The sequence below is a fragment of the Bacillus sp. FSL L8-0099 genome, assembly GCF_038006385.1.
GTDB classification, from domain to species: Bacteria; Bacillota; Bacilli; order Bacillales; family Bacillaceae_G; genus Bacillus_A; species Bacillus_A toyonensis.
In genome coordinates, this window is sequence record NZ_JBBOVC010000001.1 from 858,551 (window position 1) to 875,672 (window position 17,122).

General features: G+C 36.6%; 12 protein-coding genes. 9 read left to right on the forward strand and 3 right to left on the reverse strand.

Features of this window, described 5'->3' with window-relative positions; genetic code table 11:
- The first annotated feature begins 320 nt into the window (after positions 1 to 320).
- Positions 321 to 566, forward strand: a complete 246-nt coding sequence (locus MHH42_RS04420) for a hypothetical protein (protein WP_000510465.1) — start codon at positions 321 to 323, stop codon at positions 564 to 566.
- Between the two features lie 16 nt (positions 567 to 582).
- On the opposite strand, the gene MHH42_RS04425 is transcribed toward MHH42_RS04420, so the two are convergent.
- Both MHH42_RS04425 and MHH42_RS04430 read right to left on the reverse strand, forming a co-directional pair.
- Positions 583 to 2,043 (reverse strand): YheC/YheD family endospore coat-associated protein, encoded by a 1,461-nt coding sequence (locus MHH42_RS04425; protein ID WP_016107900.1) that lies wholly within the window; start codon positions 2,041 to 2,043, stop codon positions 583 to 585.
- A 20-nt stretch (positions 2,044 to 2,063) separates the two neighbouring features.
- Positions 2,064 to 3,116, reverse strand: a complete 1,053-nt coding sequence (locus MHH42_RS04430) for a YheC/YheD family endospore coat-associated protein (protein ID WP_340892933.1) — start codon at positions 3,114 to 3,116, stop codon at positions 2,064 to 2,066.
- Between the two features lie 134 nt (positions 3,117 to 3,250).
- Between MHH42_RS04430 and MHH42_RS04435 the strand changes: the two genes are divergently transcribed.
- The 4 genes from MHH42_RS04435 (at position 3,251) to alsD (ending at position 7,599) form a co-directional block, all read left to right on the forward strand.
- The gene (locus MHH42_RS04435; RefSeq protein WP_023441161.1) at positions 3,251 to 4,387 is read left to right on the forward strand and encodes a DUF445 domain-containing protein; all 1,137 of its coding nucleotides are present in this window, start codon (positions 3,251 to 3,253) and stop codon (positions 4,385 to 4,387) included.
- 143 nt (positions 4,388 to 4,530) lie between these two features.
- Positions 4,531 to 4,884 carry a YlbF/YmcA family competence regulator gene (locus MHH42_RS04440; RefSeq protein ID WP_000164615.1) on the forward strand — a complete coding sequence of 118 codons (354 nt, stop codon included), beginning with the start codon at positions 4,531 to 4,533 and terminating at the stop codon, positions 4,882 to 4,884.
- A 251-nt stretch (positions 4,885 to 5,135) separates the two neighbouring features.
- The gene (gene alsS, locus MHH42_RS04445; protein ID WP_016107901.1) at positions 5,136 to 6,824 is read left to right on the forward strand and encodes an acetolactate synthase AlsS; all 1,689 of its coding nucleotides are present in this window, start codon (positions 5,136 to 5,138) and stop codon (positions 6,822 to 6,824) included.
- 16 nt (positions 6,825 to 6,840) lie between these two features.
- Positions 6,841 to 7,599: an alpha-acetolactate decarboxylase gene (alsD, locus tag MHH42_RS04450; RefSeq protein ID WP_016107902.1), complete on the forward strand. Its 759-nt coding sequence runs from the start codon at positions 6,841 to 6,843 to the stop codon at positions 7,597 to 7,599.
- A gap of 179 nt (positions 7,600 to 7,778) precedes the next feature.
- Here the strand turns inward: alsD and MHH42_RS04455 are convergent, their stop codons facing one another.
- On the reverse strand, positions 7,779 to 8,396 hold the full coding sequence (locus MHH42_RS04455) for a DNA-3-methyladenine glycosylase (RefSeq protein ID WP_001148791.1): 618 nt from the start codon (positions 8,394 to 8,396) through the stop codon (positions 7,779 to 7,781).
- A gap of 134 nt (positions 8,397 to 8,530) precedes the next feature.
- On the opposite strand from MHH42_RS04455, the gene MHH42_RS04460 reads away from it, so the two are divergent.
- The 4 genes from MHH42_RS04460 (at position 8,531) to MHH42_RS04475 (ending at position 16,974) form a co-directional block, all read left to right on the forward strand.
- Positions 8,531 to 9,403 (forward strand): Cof-type HAD-IIB family hydrolase, encoded by an 873-nt coding sequence (locus tag MHH42_RS04460; RefSeq protein ID WP_000640432.1) that lies wholly within the window; start codon positions 8,531 to 8,533, stop codon positions 9,401 to 9,403.
- Between the two features lie 357 nt (positions 9,404 to 9,760).
- A complete protein-coding gene (locus tag MHH42_RS04465) occupies positions 9,761 to 13,402 on the forward strand; it encodes a SpaA isopeptide-forming pilin-related protein (RefSeq protein ID WP_340892935.1) in 3,642 nt (1,213 codons plus the stop codon).
- A gap of 141 nt (positions 13,403 to 13,543) precedes the next feature.
- The gene (locus tag MHH42_RS04470) at positions 13,544 to 15,034 is read left to right on the forward strand and encodes a coproporphyrinogen III oxidase (protein WP_002007015.1); all 1,491 of its coding nucleotides are present in this window, start codon (positions 13,544 to 13,546) and stop codon (positions 15,032 to 15,034) included.
- A gap of 383 nt (positions 15,035 to 15,417) precedes the next feature.
- Positions 15,418 to 16,974 (forward strand): fatty acid--CoA ligase, encoded by a 1,557-nt coding sequence (locus MHH42_RS04475; RefSeq protein WP_000281985.1) that lies wholly within the window; start codon positions 15,418 to 15,420, stop codon positions 16,972 to 16,974.
- The last annotated feature ends 148 nt before the right edge of the window (positions 16,975 to 17,122 follow it).

Here is a 17,122-nt window from a genome sequence, read left to right on the forward strand (position 1 = left end):
TGAAATAAGAGTAATCGTTGTATTTTTAAGAAAGAAGGCTAAACTAAGAACGATATTAAATATGGTGTTCTCTTTGAATCCGGCTATGTTAGGGCTAATAATTAGCTTTTTATTAATCGTTTATGAAAGTGAGATACATTACAATTGCAGCTTAGTAATATAAAAACTAAAAAGGCATTAACTTCTCATTTCTAGTTTAACTAAGGATGGGGCATGGAAAGGGAAGGAACTGACCGTATCTACTCATGGCTAGATGCTTTCTTCAACCTAAAAAGAAAGTCTTTAAATGATGTTAAACGATAATGTATGGAGGAATCATGATGGGGATTTGCCCGCTTTGTAACGCATTAGAATCACAAACATATTCTTGTCAAAATTGCCAAGGTATACTCCAAGATTATGGGAAAACTGTTGATTACATAGACGATTATAGTGCGTATATGGATCAGGAATTATTAAGTGAGGTAGATGGATTAACACATAATCATTCACAAGAATATTGCAATCATATTTTTTATTGCGGAGTATGTAACGTGGAAACGGAGGTTGTAGTAAAACTTGTGTAAATAGAAAACTTCCACCTTATGAATGAGGTGGAAGTTTTTGTTTTCGTATTTGTGAGTGAATCATGGGAGAAGGGATATTTTCGGTGTTTGATGAAGTCCCTAATTTCATTTGGGACATTTTTTCTTTTGCATCGCGCAAAGAATGTTCAGTTAAGTAGATAGCATATTCGTAAAATAATTGGCGCGTCAGTTCACTTTGTTCTTTTAACTTTTCATCTTGGAATACAGTTCGCCCAGGTTTTGAGTTTGCTTCAAATAGCCACGGATTTTCCTGCATGTCTAAACCAATATCAAAACCGATTTCTCCAATGTTCCCAGTTACTTGCCCATCGAGCGCGTAACTTATTTGCAAGGCTGTTTGTTTTAATTTATTTTCAATTTGAACTTGTTTCGTTGAATCTGGAAAAAGTTCTTGTAGTAATTTTGTATCACCACCGCTATTTACATGTGTAGTTAAGCTACCTTTGCCAGCAATTTTGGCGACGATGGCACTGACGACCCAATTACCGAAATGGTTTTTATTTGTATGAATGCGAAAATCAACAGGTTGCCCGTCGAAGCGAAGTAAAGAAATACCTTGCTGTACGATAAACTTCTTTAAATCATGTCCTTTTAATACGTGGTTCAGAAGTGTTTCTAATGATTGATACTTTCTTAGTTTATTCTCTTCATTTTCGCGATAACGACAGTAGTAGCAATTCTCTGTTTGAGAATAAAATAGTTGATGAATATTTCTTCCGAAGCTACCGTGTATCGGTTTCATGTAAATTGATTTATATGTGCCAAGAAACCGTTCTACTTGTTCGAAGTGCTGAAATGTCTCTGTGTTTGGTAATAAAGGCACAATTGAATCGTCCTTCATGAGAAGTTGATGAACGTCCCATTTATTAAAAAATCCTGGGTTAAACCATGGAATGTTATAGTCATGTTCTAATTTCCTTTTTGCTCTAACGATTGGTTTATAATTTTCTGCTTTACGATTTGGTAGTCGATCGTAAATGACATTTGGCAAAGGAACTTTTTTCTTTAGCCATTTTCCTTCTTGAAAGAAATACCCATCAATCGTTTCTTCTTCCCAGTTTATATGTTGAACGCCAAAAACGAATACGAACGGTCGTAATGTAAATGGTGGTGTTAGTAACTCACTGAGAGATGTGGAACGGTTTCCTAAAGGAATAGGTGAGTCATCGTTAAAACCAGTTGTGAAAATACCGACTAATGGTCCGAAAATAATTGTTTCATTTTGTGTAAAGGCATGAATGGTAGTGGAATGAGGGAGTAAAAGTTTTTCTGCAATTCGTTTTCCAATCATAATTTCACGAGTAAAGGAATAATGAATTTTTACCTCTTCACTTGCAACATGGCGTCTGCCGAAGGAAAGGGATGTAATAGGTGGTGTAATAGAAAAAATGTAAGGTAAAGTAATACTATTTGGATGCTCATCTGAAATGTTTAATGTATATATGTGCTCTTTCAAAATGGGATTCCCTCCTTTCGTTATGGTGTAAAGCGGCTAAATTTTAGTGGTCCGTGAAAGATCTTTTCAGCTAACGAATCATTATGATGAATGTAACGTTCGTAAGGGGGAATCGTGTTGACATACATAAGCCAAATCGCCCCTTTTTGATCCATAATTGTGGAAAGTTCTAGTTCGAATAAAGAAGAATAAGATTGATCTAATGTTTGAAACACTTCATTTATAATGTCGTGTAAAGCGTCTTGTAATAGTTGCACACCGGTATTAGATAGTACATATTTAATTTTTGATAATGAATGCAGCGAGGAATCATCCGTTACGGAAAGTAAAAATTGGTTCGGAAATGAGCTTTTTTGTATAAATTGACCGATAACGTTCCATTTTTGTTCTTTATTTTTTTGCAAAATGGTTCGAATGTGGAGTGGATACGTTAGTTGATTCGGTGGTTGTAGCATCGTATGGGTGATATAACGTGTTGATTGTATGTTAGATGTGTACCAAGATATAAACTCATCTGTCCGTTTGATTGGAGTAGAATTATGATATGCGTCATGTATTGTATCGATATGAAACGTTTTATTTTTATAAGCGATCCGGTACAGACTTTCATTGGAATGTGTATGAGTAGGACGTATAATAATATCTTTTGTTTTTAATAAAAGTTTGAAAATGTTTTGTATCGTTGCTATTTCAAATTTTGGTATATAAGGAGATAATTTTTTATTAGTAAGAAATAAATCATGTAGTTCGCTTAAGTCAATAAGTGTGTTATTTAAAAAGGTAGTGGAAGGACGGTTGTGTAATGAATGAATAATTGATTTAGCTTTTTCAAAGTCTGTATCCTCGTTAAAAGAAGAACGATCGTATATATAAGAAGGCATAGGGAATGTTTGCTCTTTCCATTTTCCTGTATCTGTATCATAAATAAGACCAGAAACAAGGTCTGTTTTAGGATCAATACAAAATGGTGTAAACTGGGCAACGACATTATGATAAAGCCGAGCGCGTTTGGCGATTTCGGTGTAATAAGTTTGCTCATAATGAGGCCGGGAAGTTAAAATACCGAGAACCAACGAAATCACTCCTTTACTAACAAAGTGTTGGCATAATAGGCGAAGCTATATATTGCAAATACTTTTTTATACCATTATACTTTTGTCCGTATGATGATATGCTATAGTTTTGGAGAAGCGAAAGGTTGATTGTAATGAATATATGGTTGAATATGTTAACGACGACAGGGCTCGGAGCGATTATTGGAGGATATACGAACCACTTAGCGATAAAAATGTTATTTCGTCCCCATCGTCCTATTTATATTGGAAAGTTTCAATTGCCATTTACACCTGGATTAATTCCGAAGCGACGTGATGAGCTTGCTGTTCAATTAGGGAAAATGGTAGTCGAGCATTTGTTAACGCCAGAAGGAATCGGAAAAAAGCTAACAAATGAAGAGTTTCAAAAAAGTTTAATTCACTGGGTGCAAGTGGAAGTGGATAAAGTCATTACGAATGAACAATCACTGCGACATATGTTAGAAAAATGGAATGTAGCACATGTAGAAGAAGAGGCGACCGGGAAAATCGAGCATGTGATTACAAAAAAAGTTCAGGAATTTTTAGCGGAGTACTATACATATACATGGGAACAAGCTTTACCTCATTCTGTACATGAAAAAATAGAGAATGCCATTCCAAATGTCTCGGCTTTTATTTTAGAGCGAGGAATTGAATTTTTTGAAAGTGAAGAAGGGAAAGCGCGCCTTTCAAAAATGATTGATGATTTCTTTGCTTCTCGTGGAACATTACTTAACTTAGTCGGGATGTTTCTAGGGAATGTAAGTGTAGTGGATCGTGTGCAGCCAGAAGTAATTAAATTTTTAGGTCAAGATGGTACGGAAAAGCTTTTAACTAATGTACTGCAAAAAGAGTGGGAAAAGTTAAAGGGAAGAGATGTAAAAGAATTAGAAACGTTTGTAGAAAAAGAAATGATTGTAAGCTCCATATTGTCTGCAGTTAAAGTTGAGGAAACAGTGAGTAAGTTTTTAAACCAATCTGTACAGCAAGTGTGTGCGCCAGTTCGAGAAACAATCATTGAAAAAGTGGTTCCAAGTGCAGTAACGAAAGGCTTGAAGTGGGGGACAGAAAATGTAGAGACCATACTAAATAATCTACATCTTGCGGAAATTGTCCAGCAAGAAGTGTCTACGTTTTCAACAGAGAGACTAGAAGATTTAGTTCTGTCCATTACAAAAAATGAGCTGAAAATGATTACGTATTTAGGTGCCTTATTAGGCGGAATGATTGGACTCGTGCAAGGGTTGTTACTGTTGTTCCTTAGGTAGTAAAGATAAGTACATAGAAATAAGAGTGAAATTTCTTCACATCTCTTGCATAGTTTGATATGGTAAGAAGAGGTGCGTATGTAAATGCACTTAAAAGGCAGTGTGAGCGAAAAGCGCTAGCCTTCTAAAGGAGGAAAAATAAAATGACAAAAAACATTCATGATGTAGCATATGAATTACAAAAAGCAATCGCTGAAAACGAAGACTTCAAAACTTTAAAAGAGAGCTATGCGGCAGTACAAGGAGATGCAGCTTCAAAGAACTTATTTGAAGAGTTCCGTACGATGCAACTTAGCCTACAACAAAAAATGATGCAAGGCCAAGAAATCACTGAAGAAGACAACCAACAAGCACAAGAAGTTGTAGCTCGCATTCAACAAGATGCTAAAATTACAAAATTAATGGAAACTGAGCAACGCCTAAACGTTGTAATCGGTGACGTTAACAAAATTATCATGAAGCCACTTGAAGAATTATATAGCGCGCAACAAGCGTAATAGTGGAAGACGCTCCTTTATGGGGCGTCTTTTTTGTTTAGGGAATTAAGTTTAAAAGTAAATGTTATTTTAAAAAACAAATTAATTGTAAGCGTATTCTTTAAGGGTTGTCAAAATACTGTCAAATTCATATTGTTGGAAAAATAATGCATTTGTAATATAATGATACATGATACTTCACCACGTTAATTAACTAGGTGAAATTAAAATCTTTATTACACACATTATGAAATAAAGGGATGATTAGTTTGATGAGTACAGGTGTAAAAGCAAACGACGTGAAGACAAAAACAAAAGGAGCAGATCTTGTTGTTGATTGTTTAATTAAACAAGGTGTTACACATGTTTTCGGTATTCCAGGAGCGAAGATTGACTCTGTATTTGATGTATTGCAAGAAAGAGGACCAGAGTTAATCGTTTGTCGTCATGAACAAAACGCAGCATTTATGGCAGCTGCTATTGGTAGATTAACAGGGAAACCGGGTGTGTGTCTTGTGACTTCAGGACCAGGGACATCAAATTTAGCGACAGGTCTTGTTACTGCGAATGCGGAGAGTGATCCCGTTGTTGCTTTAGCTGGTGCAGTTCCACGTACGGATCGATTAAAACGTACCCATCAATCTATGGATAATGCTGCACTATTCGAACCAATCACAAAATATAGCGTAGAAGTAGAGCATCCGGATAACGTACCAGAAGCACTATCAAATGCATTTCGAAGTGCTACCTCCACAAATCCGGGAGCAACTTTAGTAAGTCTTCCGCAAGATGTTATGACTGCGGAAACGATTGTAGAGTCTATCGGTGCGCTTTCTAAGCCACAGCTTGGAATCGCTCCCACACATGATATTACATATGTAGTAGAAAAAATAAAATCAGCGAAATTACCAGTTATTTTACTCGGTATGAGAGCGAGCACAAATGAAGTGACGAAAGCTGTTCGTGAATTAATTGCTGATACAGAACTTCCTGTCGTTGAAACGTATCAAGCAGCTGGTGCAATTTCACGTGAGTTAGAAGATCATTTCTTCGGCCGCGTTGGATTATTCCGTAATCAACCAGGTGATATTTTACTAGAAGAAGCGGATCTCGTTATTTCTATCGGTTATGATCCAATTGAGTACGATCCGAAATTTTGGAATAAACTTGGGGACAGAACGATCATTCATCTTGATGACCATCAAGCAGATATCGATCATGATTACCAACCAGAGCGTGAATTAATTGGCGATATCGCTTTAACTGTAAATAGCATTGCAGAAAAATTACCGAAACTTGTATTAAGCACGGAATCAGAAGCAGTGTTAGAACGATTACGCGCGAAGTTATCAGAGCAAGCAGAAGTTCCAAACCGCGCTTCTGAAGGTGTTACGCATCCGCTTCAAGTCATTCGCACACTTCGTTCTTTAATTAGTGACGATACAACTGTTACGTGTGACATCGGTTCCCATTCTATTTGGATGGCGAGATGTTTCCGTTCTTATGAACCACGTAGACTATTATTTAGTAACGGTATGCAAACGTTAGGTGTTGCACTACCTTGGGCAATTGCCGCTACTTTAGTTGAACCGGGAAAAAAAGTTGTTTCCGTGTCAGGTGATGGTGGTTTCTTATTCTCTTCGATGGAGTTAGAAACAGCGGTACGTTTAAATGCACCGGTTGTACATCTCGTTTGGAGAGACGGTACATATGATATGGTTGCGTTCCAACAAATGATGAAATACGGTAGAACATCAGCTACAGAGTTTGGCGATGTTGATCTTGTGAAATATGCAGAAAGTTTCGGAGCCATAGGTCTTCGTGTCAATACACCAGACGAATTAGAAGGTGTATTGAGAGAAGCATTAGAAGCAGAAGGTCCTGTCATTATTGATATTCCAATTGACTACCGTGACAACATTAAACTAAGTGAAAAACTATTACCAAACCAATTAAACTAATGGAGGCATGGTTGAGATGACTGTTGCGCAATTAATTGATATTGATGCAAAAAAAACGAAAACGAGTAATGAAGTATATCAAACATCTACAATGCTTGCGCTATTAGATGGTATATATGATGGTGTGATTAGCTTTGAGGAACTAAAAGAACATGGTGATTTTGGCATCGGCACATTTGATCAATTAGATGGTGAAATGATTGCATTTGATAATGGATTTTATCATTTACGTTCAGACGGTTCAGCAGAAAAAGTAGAGCCAGAAGAAACAACGCCATTTGCGACTGTAACGTTTTTTGAAAAAGAAATGAGTTATACGGTAGAGCGTCCGATGAATCGTGAAGAAGTTGAAGCGTTATTACATGAATTAATGCCGAGTAAAAACTTATTCTACGCTATTCGAATGGACGGTACATTCCGTGAAGTAAGAACGAGAACCGTTCCGAGACAAGAAAAACCGTATACACCGCTCGTTGAAGTGACGAAATCACAGCCGATCTTTTCATTTAAACATACAGAAGGTACGCTAGCTGGATTTTGGACACCAGATTACGCGCAAGGCATTGGTGTAGCTGGGTTCCACTTACATTATATTGATGATGAAATTCGCGGGGGCGGACATGTTTTCGACTATGTTGTTGAAAACTGTACGATCCAAATTTGTCAAAAAGCTCATATGCATTTAGCACTTCCAGAAACAGCTGACTTTATGGCGGCTGAATTATCAAGAGAAAACTTAGAAAATGATATTGCGACTGCGGAAGGTGCAGAGTAAGAGGGAAAGACTGTTCCATTTTGGAACAGTCTTCTTTTATTCGTAATGTTATTATTTGTCGATAAATCGATATTTCTTGTCGAACCGTTGATATATTGTAAGTTACGATAGATATATTCGAAAAATCGTTGATATATTGTAAGTTACGATAGATATATTTGAAAAATCGTTGATATCGCTTATTTCTTTGAAACAAACCGATGCCCCTCATAATAAAACCGCCACGGATAATGCACAGCTTCTTCTGCATAGTCGATATTAATACGAGGTCCTGCTGTTATTTTATATTGTGATGACATATGTTCTTCTTCTGGAACGAGTTCAATATATAACGTATCACTTTGTAATGATACGCCGCGTTCTTCTAAAGTGATTCCAAGTGCACGGCATAGTTTGCCAGGACCGTTTGTTAAATTTTTGTACTGTGCTTTCGTAATGTCGGTTTTGTTGTAGCGCGCTAGTTTTATTTCCTCAATCCCATCTACAGGCTCAAGCGCTCGAATGAGAACGCCTTGCGGGGTGCCAACTGGCGCTGTAATGACGTTAAAACAATGATACATACCGTAAATTAAATATACGTAAGCATGCCCCGGTGCGCCAAACATGACTTCTGTACGATCCGTTCGTCTGCCGCCATAACTATGTGCGGCCTTATCATCTGGGCCTTTATATGCTTCTACTTCTACAATGATGCCGCTTCGTTTTATTCCGTCTACAATATGAACGAGTTTTTGGCCGAGTAATTTCTTTGCGACTTCTAACGTGTCGCCTTCGTAAAAAGAAGGTGGTGCCTGCATTGTACTATCTCCTTTACTGAGTGTATATGTATATAGTAAACCAAATTTTCAGTAGTAATTCTAACTCGTTCTATTTGCTACATTTATTTCATAAATTATGGATAGAGTACAACAGCGAAGAGGGGGAGTGCGACATGATTTATCGCTTACTAGCTCTTAATATAGATGGGACACTACTATACAATAACGGAAAAATCGCAAAAGGATTACGAGAAACAATTGAATTTGTGAAAAGAAAAGATGTATACGTTACATTATTTACGAGCCGTAATTTTCAATCCGCTCATAAAGTAGCAAAGGCGTTAAAATTAGATTCTATATTAGTGACACACGGTGGTGCTTTCGTTTCAGCAACGTTAGATAAGCCTTACGTTCAAAGAAGATTATCTGAAGAGAAGACTTTTAACATTGTGCAAGTGTTAGAGCACTTTGATTGTAATGTACGCATTTCTCATGAGCGGTTTTCAATCGGAAACCGGGAGAGAAATACACCAAACTTAATTGCGCGTACTGTATTATCAAGCGCAGATCCGTTATTTTATCCAGTTCAATTTGTAGATTCGTTAGGCGATGCGCTTCGTGATCATCCGGTAGCGGCACCAAAAATTGATGTTGTTTTCCATAGTAAAGGTGAAAAGGAAAGAGGGCTAATTACGCTAAGAAAAGCATTCCAAGATATAGAGTATGTTGAATGTGACGCAAAACGAATAGAAATTTTGCCGCAAAATGTATCAAAGTTACGCGGATTACAGTTGCTTGGAGAGCATTTAAATATTTCGCTAAATGAAATGGTTGCGATTGGGGATAGCATGGAAGATTTAGAGGTCATTGAAAACGTTGGACTCGGGGTAGCGATGGGGAATGCGCCTGTAGAGTTAAAGCAAGCGGCAGATTGGATTACACGTTCAAATAGTGAGAACGGTGTAGAGTATATGATTAAAGAGCATTTCCGTAAGCAATTCCCACTTCCGTTTTTGAAAAACCATAAAAATACACCGAAACGATGAAAGAAAAACGTAGCTTTGTGGCTACGTTTTTTTGTTGAACTTACTAAAAGGAATGAAAGCGTTTTAGGTTGTGAATTGTGTATGAAATCTATACAATTCACTTGAATCCTTTAGAAAACTAATGTAAAGTGGATGATGTTCCCAAAATAGTTACACCACATGAAATATTCTTCAGATAAATTTTATTGGGCTCCCGTATGTAAAACATTTCCGCATGATAGTGTAGTTCACGTATTATTTCAAAAATGAATTGTAGTAATTTTATTAATTAGTTGTAGCGTTTCTTTGTTTTATTTAAATGGATTATTTTAAGTTAATGTGAGTAAGATCTGGCACATATGAAATGTGTTTCTTTTTATGATTTTAGGAAGTTTAAAAGGGGGAATGAATTTCTTGAGGAAATCATTTAATCAAAAAATTAAAAAGTTAAGTAGTAGTTTAATAGTTGTATTACTAATATGTATGAATTTTTTAATCCATTTACCATTTAAAGCAGAGGCAGCTACAACAGAATTAAAAGGTTTAGGTGATGTATCTTATTACAACGCCATCATTTTTGGAGATCATAGTGCAACGAGTGCGGATATTGAAGGTGCGATGGCTGTTCAGAAAAATATGAACGCATCAAGTTATACAGTCGTAGCGGCTGCAACTGGAGCAAATAACTTAGCTGGAGCAACTTGGGTAGATGAAGGATATCCATCATTATTACTAGGCGGTCAATTTACGAAAGCGGGAGCAGGACAAGTAATTATTCAAGATGGAACAGTGGCCATGACAAAAGACGGTGACCCAGATGGCGCAATGAAAACGTCATATGACCGTATCTCTTATAAAGAGCAAGCGGAGATTGATGCTAAGTTTAAAGAATTTAGAAAAGACGTTGATGGTGTAATCGGGGATGCGGGCCAATTACACACTGATAAGCCAACACTTAATATGAGCTTTGGAATCGGTGAAGATGTAAACAACCCTAATATTTATGTCTCTTCAGGCCAAACGGGAAAGAAAACATTTGATGTAAAAGACGTTTATCTTCCAAATGTAGAGAATAAAGACTTCATTGTTATTTATTCAGATGCAGAAGAAGTGAGTTTTGGTGGCGGTGCAATTTTGTATGATACAAGAAATACTGGGATGGCAACAGACTTAATTAATACATCTCAAGCATACGACCCTAATTCATCTTTTACTGAGTTAGCTAGTAAGGTAATTTGGGTGTTTCCTAATGCTACAAAGATAACAACTAAAGGTTATGGTGTAGTAGGTAGTGTGTTTGCACCTAATGCAGTTGTAGAGACAAAAGGTGGTTCTATTAATGGACAAGCCTATGTTGGAGGATTACACCAAAGAGATGGATTTGAGGTTCATAACTTTAAATTTAACTGGCCAAAGTGGAATAAGCCAGCAGCTGAAAAAGGAAATTTACAAATTAAAAAAGTTGATGAAAACGATGAAAACATTGTTTTAAAAGACGCAAAATTTGATGTTATCGATAAAGATGGGAAAGTTGTCGAAACAATTATTACAGACAGTAAAGGTGAAGCTTTATCAAAACAACTTCCAGTTGGAACATATATATTAAAAGAGGTAGAAGCCCCGAAAGGATATGAACTATCATCTAGTTCAGTTCCTGTAAATGTAGAGGCTAATAAAGTAATTACTGTAGATGTGTTGAATAAAAAAATCCCTGAAAAAGTAACAGGTCAATTCGAAATCGTGAAAGTAGATGCAAATGATAAAGAGAAACTATTATCAGACGCAGAATTTGAAGTGTATAAAGACGGTAAGAAAGTAGATACGTTACGAACAGATAAAACAGGTAAAGTGATTTCTCAGAAATTAGAACCAGGGAAGTACACATTAAAAGAAACGAAAGCACCACAAGGATATAAGTTGTTAAAAGAAGAAATTGAAGTCGTTGTGGAAGTAAATAAAGTAGTACAAGTACAAGTGGAAAACGCGAAAGAACTAGGAAGCTTACAAATAATCAAAAAGGATGCAGAGAGTGGAAAAGTTCTAGCAGGCGCAGAATTTATACTGAAAAACGAAAGTGGTCAAGTAGTTGGAGAAACGAAAACAACAGATAAAGATGGCGTAGTGAAGTTCGAAAACGTAGTGCCAGGAAAATACACGTTAGAAGAAACGAAAGCGCCAGAAAGTTATAAAGCGCTGGAAGTGACAGTAGAAGTCAACATCGTAGCAAATGAAGTAGTAAAACAAGAAGTTACGAATGAAAAAGTAACAGGTCAATTCGAAATTGTGAAAGTAGATGCGAATGATAAAACGAAAGTATTATCAGGTGCAGAATTCGAAGTGTATAAAGATGGTAAAAAGGTAGCGGAACTGAAAACAGATGAGAGTGGAAAAGTGATGTCACCGAAATTACCATTAGGTGAATACACAGTGAAAGAGACGAAAGCACCAACGGGCTATAAACTTTCTAATAAAGAATGGAAAGTAACAATTCAAAACGAGAAAGAAGTAGTAAAAGTAGAGGCAGAAAACGAAAAAATCTTAGGTTCTCTACAAATTATTAAAATGGATGATAAAGATCAAACGAAACGTTTAGCAGGCGCACAATTTACATTGAAAGATGTGAAAGGAAATGTTGTAAAAGAAGGAATTACAACAGATGAGTCTGGAACTGTAAAAGTAGACGGACTAGTGCCGGGGGAATATACGTTAGAAGAAACAAAAGCGCCAGAAGGTTATGAGTTAACAAAACAAGTAATTCATGTAACAGTTGACGGTGAAAAAGTTATTGATGTAAAAGTAACGAATAGTAAGAGCCTTGGTCAATTTGAAATTGTAAAAGTGGATGCAAATGATAAAGAGAAACTATTATCAGACGCAGAATTCGAAGTGTATAAAGACGGTAAAAAAGTAGAGACATTACGAACAGATACAACAGGTAAAGTAATCTCTCAAAAATTAGAACCAGGAAAATACACATTGAAAGAAACGAAAGCACCACAAGGATATAAATTGCTAAAAGAAGAAATCGAAGTCGTTGTAGAAGCAAATAAAGTAGTACAAGTACAAGTAGAAAATGCGAAAGAACTAGGAAGCTTACAAGTAATCAAAAAGGATGCAGAGAGTGGAAAAGTTCTAGCGGGCGCAGAATTTAAATTAAAGAATGAATCTGGTCAAGTAGTTGGAGAGGCGAAAACAACAGATAAAGATGGTGTTGTGAAATTCGAAAACGTAGTGCCAGGAAAATACACGTTAGAGGAAACGAAAGCGCCAGAAGGTTATAAAGCGCTGGAAATGACAGTAGAAGTAAACATTGTAGCAAATGAAGTAGTAAAACAAGAAGTATTGAATGAAAAAGTGAAAGAAAAAGTAACAGGTCAAGTAGAAATTACAAAGGTAGATGCGAATGATACAAATAAAACATTAGCAGGCGCAGTTTTTGAAATTTTGAAAGACGGAACGAAAATAGACACATTAACAACAGATAAAAATGGTAAAGCAACTTCCAAGAAACTTGAAGCAGGAGATTACATTTTAAAAGAAGTACAGGCTCCAGAAGGATACACTTTATCTAATAAGGAAATTAAGTTTACGATTTCTAATCAAAAAATTGAAGTTATAAAACTTCAAATTACAAATCAAAAAGAGCCAGGTGGAGGAACAGAAACACCAGGTGGAGGAACAGAAACACCAGGTGGAGGAACAGAAACACCAGGTGGAGGAACAGAAACACCAGGTGGAGGAACAGAGACACCAGGTGGAGGAACAGAAACACCAGGTGAAGGAACGGAAACACCAGGTGGAGGAACAGAAACACCAGGTGGAGGAACAGAGACACCAGGTGGAGGAACAGAAACACCAGGTGAAGGAACAGAGAAGCCTAACTTACCCGAAAAAGGGGAAGGTTCTTCTAATAATCAACAACTTCCAGCCACAGGACATGATATGAACTATCTCCCATTCGTTGGTTTTGTTCTTGTGTTATTAGGAATACGTTTAAGATTTATGACTAAAAATAGTTAATAGATGTATAAAAGGCATAAGAGAAATGTTATCTCTTATGCCTTTAAGTTATTAATAGAAGGAATAAGGTAAAACCTTCTGTATTGACCTGCAAACGCCCTTCAAGTAAACTAAAGAGAGTTTGCAAATGAAAAGGTGATAATGTTGTTAATTTCAATTAAAACGTTACAAGATGATCGTTTTTTACGTCCGCTACAAAATATTGGCGGCTTATTTTTTGAAGATAGTACGATTGGATTTGAACAAGAGGAAGCAAATCTTATCGTTGATATACACATTGAAGAGAATGTGAAAGCATCAGCTCGCTTAACAGATGTTGCTACTGGAAATGTGTATGAAGAAACATTCGCGAAAGATTTATCTGCTTTTACAGATGAAAAAGAGCGTATGAAGCAAGTGAAACATGTTGTTTCTTATGTATATCTTTCTGTTCTTCAGCAGTTAACAGGTCTTGAACAAAGCTGGGGTATTTTAACGGGAGTACGTCCGACGAAACTTCTTCATAAAATGCTTCAAAGTGGTATGTCAAAAGAAGAAGCACATCAAGAACTTCGTGAAAGCTATTTAATTCATGAAGAGAAAATTGAACTTCTTCAGCGTATTGTTGATTGTCAATTAGCAGTTGTTCCGGATTTATACCGTTTGAAAGAGGAAGTAAGTATTTATATCGGTATTCCATTCTGTCCGACGAAATGTGCATACTGTACATTCCCAGCTTACGCAATTAACGGACGCCAAGGATCTGTTGATTCGTTCTTAGGTGGTCTACATTATGAAGTTCGTGAAATTGGTAAGTTTTTAAAAGAAAAAGGTGTGACAGTTACGACAATTTATTACGGCGGCGGTACACCAACAAGTATTACAGCAGAAGAGATGGATATGCTGTATGAAGAAATGTATGAAGCATTCCCAGATGTGAAAAATGTGCGTGAAGTAACAGTTGAGGCAGGTCGCCCAGATACAATTACGCCAGCAAAACTAGAAGTGTTAAATAAATGGAACATTGACCGTATTAGTATTAATCCGCAGTCATACCATCAAGAGACACTAAAAGCAATTGGACGTCATCATACTGTAGAAGAAACAATTGAGAAGTATCATTTAGCTCGTGAAATGGGAATGAACAATATTAATATGGACTTAATTATTGGTCTTCCTGGTGAAGGGTTAGATATCTTCAAGCATACGTTAGATGAAACAGAAAAGTTAATGCCAGAATCATTAACAGTTCATACGTTATCATTTAAACGTGCTTCTGAAATGACACAAAACAAACGTAAATATAAAGTAGCAGGTCGTGAAGAAATTACAGCGATGATGCACGAAGCAGAAGAGTGGACGCAAAAGCATAATTACGTACCATATTACCTATATCGTCAAAAGAATATTTTAGGTAACTTAGAGAACGTTGGTTATGCAATGCCTACGCAAGAAAGTATTTACAACATTGTCATAATGGAAGAAGTACAATCGATTATCGGGCTTGGCTGTGGTGCTTCAAGTAAGTTTGTTCATCCGAAGACGGGCGCAATTACGCATTTCGCGAATCCGAAAGATCCAAAATCATATAACGATGGCTTTGTAAAATATACAGAAGATAAACTGAAAATTTTAGAAGAGCTGTTTGTGTAAGCATAAGAGGACTGTTCCGATTTGGAACAGTCTCTTTTTTATCCGGCTATTTGCGGGGGGAAGGCTGCCTGTAAAAACCCGATTAAAGTTTCGTTTTATTTTGTCAGTTTTTGTCGGTAAGTCGATATATGCGAAAAATCGCTGATATATATTGAGTTGCGGTCGATATATTTTAAAAATCGCTGATATATTTCAAGTTGCGGTCGATATATTCAAAAAACCGCCGATATAATTTTATTTACTGAGAAGTGAATCAAAACATACCTTCATTTGTAAAACTATGTCGATAATAATCAGAAAAATTAGTCAATTTTATAGAGGACAATGTCTACTTATAGACGAAATGATAGATTTATGAAAGAGAAAAGGGGGAAATTGTTGGCATGTACATGACGATAGGGAGAATTTTTGATTTATCTGTTGGTAAGTATCCGAATAAAGAGGCGTTAGTGGAACCAGAAAAAAATATTCGCTGGACGTATAAACAGTGGGATGAACAAATAAATAAAACGGCGCACGCTCTATTAGAAGAGGGAGTAAGAAAGGGAGATTGTGTATCTGTTTACTTATATAACTGTCGTGAATTTGTAAACGTTTACTTAGCTTGTGCAAAAATTGGTGCAATCTTTAATCCAATTAATTTCCGCTTAAAAGCGAAAGAAGTATCTTATATTCTTCAGGACGCATCCTCGAAAGTAGTTGTCTTTGAAAAAGCAGTTGAGTCAACTGTTGCTATGATTGAAAGAGATTTTCCAAATACATCCTTTTGGTATGTAGAAGACGATAAACCTTCCTATGCAAGCTCCTACCATGAAAAAGTAAATGCAGCATCTTCTGAGAAAGTAGATATCGAAATTGATGAAATGGATTATTGCTCTATGCTTTATACGAGCGGTACGACAGGGCATCCGAAAGGCGTATTGCATCGTCATCGTGAAATGACTGAGCATAGTATGATTTGTACGTATTTCTTAAAATATAACAGGGATAGTGTCGGGCTTGTAGTAGCACCTTTATATCATTGTGGTGAGTTGAATGCTGGGATTATACCGCGCATTCAAGTTGGCGGAAAGAATGTTATTTTGCATCACTTTGATACTGAAACAGTATTACATACGATTCAAGAAGAGAAGATTACAACGTTCTTTGCAGCACCGACGATGTGGAATATGTTGCTGCAAAAAGATTTATCCCAATATGATTTAACTTCGATGAAAATTGGTATATATGGCGGAGCAGCAATGGCACCGGCTTTAGTGAAGGAATGTAAAGAACGTCTTTATATTGATCTCGTCCAAATATACGGAATGACAGAAATGGGGCCAGTTGTTGCGTTTCTCGTGGAAGAGGATCAAATTACGAAAGCTGGTTCAGCAGGGACGCCATGTTTTAGCCATGAAATTCGTATTGTAAAGCCGAACGAAGATGCACCTGCAGAGCCAGATGATGTATTACCTCCTTATGAAGTGGGAGAAATTATTTTGCGCGGTCCGACTATGATGGCTGGCTATCATAACCGTGAAGAAGCAAACACAAAATCGCTGTATAAAGGATGGTATCATTCAGGTGACTTAGGTTACTTTGATAAAGATGGCTATTTATTCGTTGCAGATCGCGTGGATGATATGGTAATTAGCGGTGGTGTAAATATTTATCCTCGTGAAATTGAAGATTACCTCCATAGTCACCCTGGTATATTAGATGTTGCAGTGCTTGGTGAACCTGATGAATTATGGGGAGAACGTGTTGTAGCCGTTATTGTAAAGAAAGATGAAGCGATCACAGAAGCTGATTTAGAAAAGTATTGTAAAGAAAGTGATGAATTAGCAGATTATAAACGCCCACGTCATTATTTATTTGTGGATGAACTTCCTCGTAATGCGAGTGGGAAACTACAGAAATTTGTGCTGAGAGAGTCACTGAAAGGTGCGAAAAAGTAGGCGATAGAACGGTCGTCTATACAAATGAGGCTATCTTTTTAACAAGAAAAGATAGCCTCATTTTTCTTGAAAATGATTAGAAAGATAGTATGTATCTTCTATTTGTAATCCATTTTATTATTATATAAAAATCTTTTTCGGGTGGTAT

What these genes read in the sequence shown, in the direction of transcription:
- MHH42_RS04420 (WP_000510465.1), top strand. Translation starts at nt 321, where the DNA reads ATGGGGATTTGCCCGCTTTGTAACGCATTAGAATCACAAACATATTCT.
- MHH42_RS04435 (WP_023441161.1), top strand. Translation starts at nt 3,251, where the DNA reads ATGAATATATGGTTGAATATGTTAACGACGACAGGGCTCGGAGCGATT.
- MHH42_RS04440 (WP_000164615.1), top strand. Translation starts at nt 4,531, where the DNA reads ATGACAAAAAACATTCATGATGTAGCATATGAATTACAAAAAGCAATC.
- alsS (WP_016107901.1), top strand. Translation starts at nt 5,136, where the DNA reads ATGAGTACAGGTGTAAAAGCAAACGACGTGAAGACAAAAACAAAAGGA.
- alsD (WP_016107902.1), top strand. Translation starts at nt 6,841, where the DNA reads ATGACTGTTGCGCAATTAATTGATATTGATGCAAAAAAAACGAAAACG.
- MHH42_RS04455 (WP_001148791.1), bottom strand. Translation starts at nt 8,396, where the DNA reads ATGCAGGCACCACCTTCTTTTTACGAAGGCGACACGTTAGAAGTCGCA.
- MHH42_RS04460 (WP_000640432.1), top strand. Translation starts at nt 8,531, where the DNA reads ATGATTTATCGCTTACTAGCTCTTAATATAGATGGGACACTACTATAC.
- MHH42_RS04465 (WP_340892935.1), top strand. Translation starts at nt 9,761, where the DNA reads ATGATTTTAGGAAGTTTAAAAGGGGGAATGAATTTCTTGAGGAAATCA.
- MHH42_RS04470 (WP_002007015.1), top strand. Translation starts at nt 13,544, where the DNA reads ATGTTGTTAATTTCAATTAAAACGTTACAAGATGATCGTTTTTTACGT.
- MHH42_RS04475 (WP_000281985.1), top strand. Translation starts at nt 15,418, where the DNA reads ATGTACATGACGATAGGGAGAATTTTTGATTTATCTGTTGGTAAGTAT.